Raw genomic sequence first — 11142 nt, 5'->3', positions numbered from 1 at the left:
AATTAAAACTTCAACTCACAAAATGAAGCAACTATTTTCTTGCCAGAAGACCAAAGAAGGACAAAACAGTAGAATCCTTGAGAGAAATGTCCCTCATAAAGCTGATGAAGGACAAAATCGATTGAATCATTGAGGGAAATGTCTCTCATAAGCCGATGAAGAACAAAAGCGAAGGAATCCAAGAGAAAATGTCTCTCATAAAGGTGAAGCACTTAGCAAGTTCGAAAATATTTGTTGCAATAATATAGGTTGATTTCCCTCCCTGTTGATTGGAGCGGAGGGCACTCGACTCCTGCGGGATATAGAGGTCACTGGAGACCCCGCAGGCGCCATAGCGCCGAGGAGGCTCCAGGACCTCCCCGCGGAAAGCGAGTGCCCGGAGCGGAAATCAACAGACCCATTAGCATAGACAAATCATTTAATAAAAATCGTAACTTTGAATTCAGACAAAATGGAAAATTGCCGAGAAAATACCCTTTCTCGACAATCTGAGAGAAGCACCCTCCTCTTATTTTAGGTTTACAGGATATAGTTCTTCATCATTTGTAGTGTTCAGTAAATGACGCCGAGGAATCGGCAGATTTAACGTATCGATATCAACAATGTATTTAGGCCGCTGCTTCGTTTCCTTATATATTTTTCCGATATATTCCCCGATTAGACCAATTGAAATCAGCTGCAGCCCGCCGATTAACCAGATGGAGGTAATCATCGAGGTCCAGCCTGTTTCGGTATTGCCTAAAAATTTAAGCGTCAGGAAATAGCCGCCAAATATTAAACTCATCAGGAAAGAAACAAAGCCAATTACCAGCACAAAACGGATCGGCGAAACAGAAAAGGAGGTAATCCCATCAAAGGCAAATGCCAGCATTTTTTTTAACGGATATTTAGTCTCTCCTGCCTGTCTTTCGAGCCTGTCATAATACACCACATCCGTGCGAAACCCGAGAAGCGGTACAATTCCCCTCAGGAATAAATTCACCTCTTTAAAACGCTCCAGCTCATGTAGGGCCCGTTTACTCATCAGCCTGAAATCAGCATGGTTATAAACAAGGTCAACACCTAATTTTCTCATCATTTTATAAAAGCCTTGGGCCGTGCTTCGCTTAAAAAAGGTGTCCGTTTCCCGGCCTTTTCGTACACCGTAAACAATTTCGCTGCCTTCATTAAATTTCATAATAAATTCGCGGATGGCCTGAATATCATCTTGAAGGTCTGCATCAATCGAAATGACGCAATCAGAAAAATCTTTGGCCGCATGGAGTCCAGCCACAAGTGCGTTTTGGTGACCGACATTGCGGGCCAATTTTAAGCCGCGGACATACTTATTTCGCAGCCCCTCTTTATAAATCAGTTCCCATGTTCGATCCTTACTTCCGTCATCTACAAACAAAAGCTTGCTTTGCTTTGAAACAAGCGAATCGGCAATCAGCTCCTCAAGCTGCTGCTGAAGCTTCACCATCGTTTCCGGCAAAACCTCCTCCTCGTTATAGCACGGTACAACAATAGTAAGGATTGGTTCCATCATCTGCTAATACCCCCGATGTTAAAATGTCTTATACAAGTAAATTTTCCAGGCAGACGTTTTGGTGACAAACACCTTTTCAAGTGTCAGCTTATTTTTAGCAGCGTTATCGATTGGGATAGCCGAAAAAATATAACGCCCGCCCATTTCCTTAAAAACAGCCGTGTTTAATTCCAAATTTTTCAGATGCCGCTTCGAATCTTTTTTTATCATATATCTCTTTCCAAGCTGTGCCGTATAAATATAGCAGCGCCCGCCCCATTGGTCGAAATACTTTTGAATGGTTTTATTTTTAGCCAATTCCTTTTCAATTATTTTCCTAAATTGATGTTTGTAGCTTAATGGATAAAAATTATTATAGGTATCAAGTGTGTAAAACCCATTAAACTGAGCGATTGCCGGATGGATGCCAATGCTTGCGACCCGATACTCCTCCTGAGGCAGCGCAATATAATCTTTAATTTCCGCGAATAAATCCTCGGCATAGAACTGCTTTACTGTCGGTTTGTCGCGGTAAATGATTTCATCATTGAAAAATCCCAGCACCAGAAGCTGCATGACCGCCAAACACTGGGCTGTTTTCGCCCAATTGATTCCTTGCGTGGTGATGATTTTAAGAGCTAACGCAAAGCTTGCATAGATCACCATCGGCCGTAAAAAATGATAACGGGCAAAATTAAAGGTATCCATAAAGTGGAATTTTTTCGTCAAAGGCAGCCAGCCTTCATAAAACCAGAACGCATACCATAACGATAAGAGGAAATTTAGGGCAAATAAAAAAACAAAGATTCTTTCCTGCCTCCACAGCTTTTTTGAAACAATAAAATAAAAGGCGATAAAAGTAGCCGGCAGGATGATTAAAGTATGCACGGTCATTACATGGGTGTGTCCCAGTAGATAATTTTTAAAGGTGAGCCGGACAGCACGCCAAAAGGGAAGGTGCGCATGGAAATATTCGTCGCGGCTGTTCGGTTCGCCTTTAAATAAAAAAGAATAGACTAAACGATACTCAACGATTGCAAATACAAATGTCATATAAACAATCGCAAACAAGAAGCGAAGGTTCCAGTCCTTTTTACGAAGACAATCTATCAGCCAAAAAACTCCCATCGCACTTAAAAAAAAGAAAAAACCCAAAACGATGCTGGCGTAAAAAGGCAGGAAGGTTAACACCGCATAATCCTTTAAAGATCCTTTACCGCTGCGGATATTTAAAAACGCCCACAGAGCAAGCGGCATCCCTAATGTACTCAACATCCCAGATGGCCAAAACGGCGTCAGGGCAAAGGCCAGGGCCGCGGCAATGTTTAATGAAAGCCAGCGCCCATCAGGAAGAAAATGATTTTTTAACAGCAAATACATCCCTAAAAATGCAGTAACTCTCGTTAATGCCTGACTCAACGCATAGGCCGTCATCGTTGGCAGCAATGAATGAAGCCAAACAATGACACTGTACTCCGTTCCAAAGGCATTCCTTGAAAGAAGCCCATTAATAATTTGCGGAACTGCCCCTTCAACACCGCCGAACATTTCGCCGCTCCTTGCCAAGACCTTATACCAGGCGATGTTAGAGTCCAAATTATCGTGAACACGAATATGAGCATTTTCCTGAAGGATAAATAACGGAGAAAGATAGACTGCTAAAACAAGCAAGGCAAAGATGATATATCTTCGCTCTTTTTTTGTTTCCATCATACTTTTTGCACCTCAAAAACATGATTGTAAATAGTTCCGTATTCCCTTTTAAACTTTGCATTTCGGCTGGAAATTATTCCATAAAAAAAGCCTTCCGTCTAATGGAAGGCTTTTTCATGTATTAATGTTTTACAGTTTTCCGGTCATATGTATTTAAAAGTTGGTCCAGCTGCTGACTGCATTGGACTACATTAGGATTGGAGTACCCATAAAGATGAGCTAATTCAATCATTTCCTGCCTCGTTTTTTCAATAATGGATAACAAAGAATTCTCGCTCATCATCATGCTCCAACCCTCAATTTTATAATATAACAATAGTATTAAACATAATTTACATGTTTTCCAAGATATATACAAGTATCTTAATGCTAAAAGAATAGTTCATTTTGTGAAGATTTTGTGAACACGAATTCTTGGTGTTAAGGAGAGAGGCAGTCCTTCACCTCCTCCTCTCCCATTAAGCAAAAAGGCTAATCTGTTAACAATACGGATTCCAGTTCCGCTACAAGTGATTGCCCTGCGTTCAAGGCATGATCTGAAAGACTGGCATCTTTGTCGGTTGGCTCTTGGAACTGATTAAAGGAACCGGAAAAGTTGCCGGAAGTTCCTTGCACATCAACTCCTGCTTCATATTGATGAGCAAGCAGAAACGGCCTGCCAAGTTCAACCGTGCAGCCATTTCTATCGAGGGTGCCATCAACTGCTGAAAATGGCAGCCTTAAAAATTGATAGCCATCTTGATCATCTATTTTGTAATCAAAGGAACCATGGTCATAGTCCCAATTCCCGCCAATCGAATAGCCGATTGGTTTTAATTTTTGCTCAAGCTTATACAAATCAAACTGTTTTCCTTCAACTTTAGACGGCAATTCCTTCATAACATATCACCCCTTTTAAGCATTAAGGTTAGTATTCCCGTTTGAAGAAATTTCAGTAAATGAAAACTCGCCGATTGGCAAGTCCGATAGGACGAAGGCAGAGGCGTAGTTGAATTTATGCGTTAAGGAATAATAAAATTTGGAAAAATTTTATTATTCCTTATTAGCTAAAAAGAGTGCTGAAGATTAATTCAGCACTCCTAATTATAATTATTTCAAACGCTTTTCCAGTTCCGCCTTTTTCTCCTCAAAACCAGGCTTGCCTAAAAGAGCGAACATATTCACTTTATAGGCTTCCACACCAGGCTGATCAAATGGGTTGACGCCAAGCAGGTAACCGCTCATGGCACATGCCTTTTCAAAGAAATAGACAAGATAGCCAAATGTATACTCATCCATTGCCGGAATCGATACAATTAAATTCGGAACGCCTCCATCGGTATGGGCAAGCATTGTTCCTTCAAATGCCTTGTTATTAACGAAATCCACAGTTTGACCTGCTAAATAATTAAGTCCATCAAGGTCGTTATCAAATTTCTCAATAGTCAGCTCGTGACGTGGATTTTCCACCTTGATGATGGTTTCAAATAGGTCACGGCGCCCTTCCTGCACATATTGACCAAGTGAATGAAGATCCGTTGAAAAATTAGCCGATGAAGGATAGATGCCCTTTTGGTCTTTTCCTTCACTTTCTCCGAACAGCTGCTTCCACCATTCTGAGAAATATTGCAGCCCTGGCTCATAATTTATCAGCATTTCAATGGTTTTACCCTTATTATAGAGAACGTTTCTGACGGCAGCATATTGATAAGCCTGGTTGTCCTCAAGCTCTGAATGGCTATAGTCCTCTTGAGCTTTCGCAGCCCCATCCATCATTTTCACAATATCCGCTCCGCTCGCAGCGATTGGCAGCAAGCCGACAGCTGTTAACACGGAATAACGGCCACCGACATCATCAGGAATGACAAAGGTTTCATAGCCTTCTTCATTCGAAAGTGTTTTCAAAGCTCCTCTCGCTTTATCGGTTGTCGCATAAATTCGCTTGCGGGCTTCATCCACACCGTATTTTTCTTCGAGTAGTTTACGGAAAATACGGAAAGCAATCGCCGGTTCTGTGGTTGTTCCGGATTTGGAGATCACGTTAATCGAGAAATCCTTATTTTCAAGAAGGTCCATAATATCCCGCATATAAGAAGAACTGATATTATTGCCGGTAAAAATAATTTGCGGGGTCTTCCGCTTGTCTTTTGGCAGGGCATTGTAAAAGCTGTGCTGAAGCATTTCAACTGCAGCTCTTGCTCCTAAATAAGAGCCGCCAATTCCGATAACAAGCAAAACATCGGAATCTGTCTTGATCTTTTCAGCTGCTTTTTGGATCCGGGCAAATTCCTCTTTGTCATAGTTAGTTGGCAGGTCAATCCACCCTAAAAAGTCACTGCCAGCTCCGGTTTTTTCATGTAGGGAATGGTGGGCAACTTTAACAGCATCCCTTAAGTATGTAAGTTCATGTTCTCCAAAGAAGGAGAGAGCTTTTGAGTAATCAAAACGAACATGTGTCATGCATGATCCTCCATTATTTTATATTTCATAAATCACTTTATCGAATAAGGGGTGGATTAGCAAGGAAAGCCCCCTGTTGTAAGCGTACCCAATTTTGATAATTTTTTTACAAAATTGGACATTTTTCGTCTTTTGCTTTTATTTTTGCGTTTTGCCCGCAGAAAAAGGCCCGGGCAGTATGCCCGAGCCACTCTTCTTATAATGCTGCACGATAAATCGCCAAGCAATCTTCTCTATTCAATTTTGTAAAGCTGCCAAATTCCCCGTTGGCCATCGCACGGTCTGCCATCAGGTCAAGCTTGCTTTCATCGATGTCATAATCAGCTAAACGAGCAGGGGCACCGATGCTATTCCAGTACTCCCGCAGCTTACGAATACCTTCAAGGCCTGCTTCCTCAGCGCTTTTTCCTTCAGAATTAACGCCAAGAACCCGTTCGGCAAGCTGCTTGAAACGCTCAGGCTTGACTTTAAGATTGTGCTCCATCCAATGCGGGAAAAGAATCGCAAGACCGCCGCCATGTGGAATGTCATAAACTGCCGACACTGCGTGCTCTAAATTATGGGTTGCCCAATCGCCGCGGTAGCCCATATTTAAAATACCGTTTAAAGCCATGGTGCCGCAATAAAGAATGGTTGCCCGGTGATCATAATTCTCCAGGTCTTCCAGCAATTTTGGTGCTGTTTCCATAACTGTAATCAACAGAGATTCGCACATGCGGTCCTGAAAATCCGTTTCCTCAGTAAGATGGAAATAATGTTCAAGAACGTGGGACATCATGTCGACAATCCCATATATGGTTTGATTTTTTGGAACGGAATAAGTATGAACTGGATCAAGAATAGAGAATTTCGGAAATGTTACTGCACTTCCCCAGCCGTATTTTTCATTTGTTTCCCAATTTGTGATGACGGAACCCGCATTCATTTCCGAACCGGTTGCGGCCAGTGTCAGCACGGTACCGAACGGAAGCGCCTCCTTAGCAAATGCCTTTTTAATGACTATATCCCAGGCATCGCCGTCATATTTCGCTCCGGCAGCAATTAATTTGCTGCAATCAATTACACTTCCGCCGCCTACGGCCAAAATGAAGTCTATTCCTTCTGTTTTGCAGATTTCTACCCCTTTTCGGGCCGTTGTTATACGTGGGTTGGGTTCTACTCCAGGAAGTTCAAATACCTCTGCCCCAATCTCATTTAGAATTGTCACGACCTTGTCATAGAGACCAGTACGCTTGATGCTTCCGCCCCCATAAACTAGCAGGACCTTTTTTCCATAGCGCGGAACTTCTACTTTTAGTTGTTGAAGCTGATCTTTCCCAAAAATCAATTTGGTTGGATTTTGAAAAATAAAATTATCCATTTTTTTGAACACTCCCTTCCATTCTTTATTATTAAGGATATTAAGTTTTTTTGCAAAGTTGGCGCCCAACATATCCCTGGAGACAAAGGAATGCCCGCCGGCAGGCGGGCATTCCTTTCTTCATTTAAACCCATCCTCTATAAATAGATGCCTCCGCCATTTTTTGGATTCCCGTCATATAGGCAGCCAAACGCATATTAATATTTCGACTTTGCGACAAGTTATAGACCGTGGTAAAGGATTTGACAATTCTTTCTCGCAGTTTATCCATGATTTCTTCTCTGCCCCAATAGTATCCTTGTTTATTTTGAACCCATTCAAAATAAGATACAATTACACCCCCGGCCCCAGTTAAAACATCGGGGACCAGAAAAATGCCACGCTCAGTAAGGATTCTGGTTGCCTTAATGGTCGTTGGTCCGTTTGCCACTTCAGCCACAATCCTTGCTTTTATGGCATGTGCATTTTCTGCCGTAATTTGATTGGAGACAGCAGCAGGAATCAATATATCACAGTCCTGCTCCAGTAGTTCTTCATTTGTAATGGCATCGTCAAAAAGAGTTGATATCGTGCCAAAGCTGTCACGACGTTTAAGAAGGTACTCTATATTTAAGCCGTCCGGTTCATATAAGGCACCATAAACATCCGAAATTCCGATAATATCTGCTCCCGCTTCATGCAGAAACTTGGCAATAAAGGCTCCGGCATTGCCGAACCCTTGAATAATAACCCGGGCTCCCTTAAGTCTAATCCCTTGTTTTTCGGCTGCTTCTTCAATGCAGATCGCTGCCCCCAATGCTCCGGCTATATCACGGCCTTCTGCCCCCCCGAGCACGAGCGGCTTCCCAGTAATGAATGCAGCTGAACCATACTGCTTAAGCTTGCTATATTCATCAAGCATCCATGCCATAATCTGGGCATTCGTGTAAATATCCGGGGCCGGAATATCTTTTGTCGGCCCGACAATTTGGCTGATTGCCCGTACATAACCGCGGCTTAACCGTTCAAGTTCTCCCATTGACATGGTTCTCGGATTACAAAGGACTCCCCCTTTTCCTCCTCCGAAAGGGAGACCGGCAATCCCGCATTTTAAACTCATCCAAATTGCCAATGCCTTTATATCATCTTCACAAACGCGAGGATGAAATCGAATTCCCCCGATTGTTGGCCCAAGGGCATCATTATGCTGGGCCCGGAAGCCTGTAAAAATTTGTGTCGATCCATCATCCATCCTCACTGGGATTCTCACAATGAGTGACTTCATTGGCTCAGACAGCAAATCAAACATCTCCGGTTTAAACCCAAGTTTATCTAATACTTCGCGAAAGACCATTTGTGTAGATGTAAGCAGGCTTAATGTCTCTTTTTCCTTTCCATCTCCAACCGTATTCCCCATCACTGCACCCCTACTATATCAAAAAATCCCCATACGTTCAGCAGGGCTAAGGCCCCGCTGCTTTCATGCATGAACGTCGTTATCCTAATATCTTTTGAATTCGTTCAATTGCCCAGTCGAGTTCTTCTTTTGTAATGACCAGCGGTGGAGCATAGCGAATGACGTTGTCATGGGTTTCTTTACACAACAGACCCTCATCTTTTAATTGCTCGCAATATTTTCTAGCAGGTTCAGACAGTTCCATACCAATAAACAGGCCTCGCCCGCGAATTTCCTTAATTTTTGGATTCTGGATTTCCCTTAGTTTCTTAACGAAGTATTCTCCCAATTCCAATGACCTTTCCGCAAGTTTTTCTTCTTGAAGAACATCGAGAGCTGCGATTGATACTGCGCATGCCATCGGGTTTCCTCCAAAAGTGGACCCATGTGAGCCCGGATTGAAGACTCCTAAAATCTCGTTATTGGCCACAACGCAGGAGATTGGGAATACGCCCCCGCCAAGTGCTTTTCCGAGGATATACATATCCGGTTCAATACCTTCCCATTCACAGGCGAACATCTTTCCTGTCCGTGCTAAACCTGCTTGAATTTCGTCGGCAATGAACAGAACATTATTTTCCTTACAAAGGTCATATGCTGCCTTGATATATCCTTCAGGCGGGATAATAATTCCCGCTTCACCTTGAATTGGTTCAATTAAGAAAGCCGCAGTGTTAGGTGTGATCGCCGACTTTAAAGACTCAATATCGCCGTATGGAACTAGTTTAATCCCTGGAAGCATCGGCCCAAAACCACGTTTGTATTCGTCATCAGAAGACAAAGAAACTGCAAGCATCGTTCTGCCATGGAAGTTTCCGACGCAGCCGATGATTTCGGCTTGGTTATCAGGAATCTTTTTGACATCATAGCCCCAGCGCCTTGCTGCTTTTACAGCAGTTTCCACAGCTTCAGCACCTGTATTCATTGGGAGAGCCATTTCTTTGTTTGTCATTTTACAAATTTTTTCGTACCAAGGTCCAAGCTGATCGTTATGGAAAGCACGGGAAGTCAGCGTTACCCTATCGGCCTGTTCCTTTAACGCTTGAATAATTTTGGGGTGGCGGTGGCCTTGATTGACCGCTGAATAAGCGCTTAGCATATCCATATATTTATTGCCTTCCGGGTCTTCCACCCAAACTCCTTCGGCCTTATGAATCACGATTGGCAGGGGATGATAATTATGAGCGCCATACTTCTCGGTTTTTTCAATAATTTCTTGCGATTTTATATTTGCAGGCATTTATGAATCCTCCGTTTTCAGGCAATTTAGTTACATACATCTTTATTGTAGCCCAGCACGATAAAAGAATGAATTTGTTCACAAAAATTTTTATATTCTTCTTTAAAAGGATCAATAGCGACGGTTAACAGAAAAAATAAAGCCTAGACCCTTTATATGCTGAGTCTAGGCTTTAAAAATGCTATTTTTTAATTTCTTCTCGTTGGGATTGGTCAATCCATTCCTGAAGCTTTTCTTTTAATGTGTTGAATCCTTGCTGTCCATCGCCTTCTTGGATAATGGCAGCAGCCTGGCGCTTACGTGGCTTTTTAGGGCGTGCCGCTTGTTGAACTGGTGCTTCTTCTGTAGCTTTGATGGAAAGGCCAATTTTTCCAGCCCCTTCATCCACCGACAAAACTTTAACCTTTATTTCGTCGCCTACTTTTAAATGGTCGTTTATATCCTTCACATATCCGTGCGTGATTTCAGAAATATGAACAAGACCCTGTGTATTTCCGTCCAAAGCAACAAATGCTCCATATGGTTGAATACCTGTTACTTTACCTGTTATAATACTACCGGTTTCAATTTTTCCTGACATGAAAACACTCCTAAGTAAATAAATTATATATCCCTTTTATACGCATTATAAAATTATATCACATCAGTTAGTCATAATCAAAAACTATTTTCCAAAAAATAAACAAATTCTTCAATATTTTCAAATTGTCAGAATATCGTAACATTTTTTTTGCAATGAGATTTAAAAAAAGAATTGTTACCATGATATAATAATAGACAGCAAACTATCCAAAAATAGGGGTGAACAGTATGAATTCAATCGGTCATATTATTAAAGAGGCCCGTGAAAGACGCCACATGACCCAGGAGGAACTTGCACAAAAGGTTAGAGTAGGGACTCAAACGATTGAGAATTATGAGTCAGGGGAACAAATGCCAAGCTCTCAAACGATTTTAAAACTATCTACTGTTCTCGATATTCCGGCCGCGGAGCTTTTAAAAAACCATAAAGAACCATCTGTAAATGATTGATAAAAAAAAGCGGAAATATCCGCTTTTTTTATTTATCAATGTATATGAAGGGGAAAATGTGGAAATTATGATAACATAAGCTTTCTAGTATTCCCCCCTTTTTGAGCGGACCACCTAACAGTTGGTCCGCTTTTTTTTGTTAGATCGAACATGAATCATTGGATTTAATGGTTAAAAGTTCTTCCGCCATTTTCAAGCAGTTCTCCAACGGAATAATTCTCTCAAAAGAAAATTCATAAATGCTTTGGATTCTCCTTGCCAGCTTGGCAGGCTCATCTAATTCATGGACTGCCTGAATCACATCCGCAATCTCTGTTTCATAACTGGCGTTTGTCAACTGAAATGGGTTCCATTCATTCAATAAATCAACGATCATCAAATTTGTTTGAATCTCTTTTTTCATCGTAAAAATCTCC

Annotated in this window: 11 protein-coding genes; 1 reads left to right on the top strand and 10 read right to left on the bottom strand. The window is 41.8% G+C overall.

All coding sequences use genetic code 11. From position 1 onward, the window contains the following. Nucleotides 1–508: 508 nt before the first annotated feature. The 9 genes from ACNQGS_RS23530 to yugI form a co-directional block, all read right to left on the bottom strand. A complete protein-coding gene (locus tag ACNQGS_RS23530; RefSeq protein ID WP_491489443.1) occupies nt 509–1528 on the bottom strand; it encodes a glycosyltransferase family 2 protein in 1020 nt (339 codons plus the stop codon). An 18-nt stretch (nt 1529–1546) separates the two neighbouring features. Further along, a complete protein-coding gene (locus ACNQGS_RS23525) occupies nt 1547–3220 on the bottom strand; it encodes a DUF6044 family protein (protein ID WP_491489442.1) in 1674 nt (557 codons plus the stop codon). 121 nt (nt 3221–3341) lie between these two features. Continuing rightward, nucleotides 3342–3500: a Spo0E family sporulation regulatory protein-aspartic acid phosphatase gene (locus ACNQGS_RS23520; protein WP_423799446.1), complete on the bottom strand. Its 159-nt coding sequence runs from the start codon at nt 3498–3500 to the stop codon at nt 3342–3344. 191 nt (nt 3501–3691) lie between these two features. Next, nucleotides 3692–4099 (bottom strand): YugN-like family protein, encoded by a 408-nt coding sequence (locus tag ACNQGS_RS23515; RefSeq protein ID WP_491489441.1) that lies wholly within the window; start codon nt 4097–4099, stop codon nt 3692–3694. Between the two features lie 210 nt (nt 4100–4309). After that, a complete protein-coding gene (locus ACNQGS_RS23510; RefSeq protein WP_423799448.1) occupies nt 4310–5659 on the bottom strand; it encodes a glucose-6-phosphate isomerase in 1350 nt (449 codons plus the stop codon). Between the two features lie 196 nt (nt 5660–5855). Continuing rightward, the gene (locus ACNQGS_RS23505) at nt 5856–7019 is read right to left on the bottom strand and encodes an iron-containing alcohol dehydrogenase (RefSeq protein WP_464491381.1); all 1164 of its coding nucleotides are present in this window, start codon (nt 7017–7019) and stop codon (nt 5856–5858) included. A gap of 124 nt (nt 7020–7143) precedes the next feature. Then, nucleotides 7144–8415, bottom strand: coding sequence for a Glu/Leu/Phe/Val family dehydrogenase (locus tag ACNQGS_RS23500; protein ID WP_491489440.1), 1272 nt, complete (start codon nt 8413–8415; stop codon nt 7144–7146). Nucleotides 8416–8494: 79 nt separating this feature from the next. Then, a complete protein-coding gene (locus ACNQGS_RS23495) occupies nt 8495–9694 on the bottom strand; it encodes an ornithine--oxo-acid transaminase (RefSeq protein WP_491489439.1) in 1200 nt (399 codons plus the stop codon). A gap of 181 nt (nt 9695–9875) precedes the next feature. Further along, nucleotides 9876–10274, bottom strand: a complete 399-nt coding sequence (gene yugI / locus ACNQGS_RS23490) for a S1 domain-containing post-transcriptional regulator GSP13 (protein ID WP_213144369.1) — start codon at nt 10272–10274, stop codon at nt 9876–9878. 230 nt (nt 10275–10504) lie between these two features. Between yugI and ACNQGS_RS23485 the strand changes: the two genes are divergently transcribed. Then, nucleotides 10505–10726 carry a helix-turn-helix domain-containing protein gene (locus ACNQGS_RS23485; RefSeq protein WP_423799453.1) on the top strand — a complete coding sequence of 74 codons (222 nt, stop codon included), beginning with the start codon at nt 10505–10507 and terminating at the stop codon, nt 10724–10726. A gap of 139 nt (nt 10727–10865) precedes the next feature. Here the strand turns inward: ACNQGS_RS23485 and ACNQGS_RS23480 are convergent, their stop codons facing one another. After that, a complete protein-coding gene (locus ACNQGS_RS23480) occupies nt 10866–11129 on the bottom strand; it encodes a DUF1871 family protein (protein ID WP_491489438.1) in 264 nt (87 codons plus the stop codon). Nucleotides 11130–11142 lie beyond the last annotated feature (13 nt).

Source organism: Neobacillus sp. PVCKKU3 (assembly GCF_058323225.1).
The sequence above is the reverse complement of the archived record's forward strand: the minus strand, read 5'-3'. Positions and strand labels throughout refer to the sequence as shown.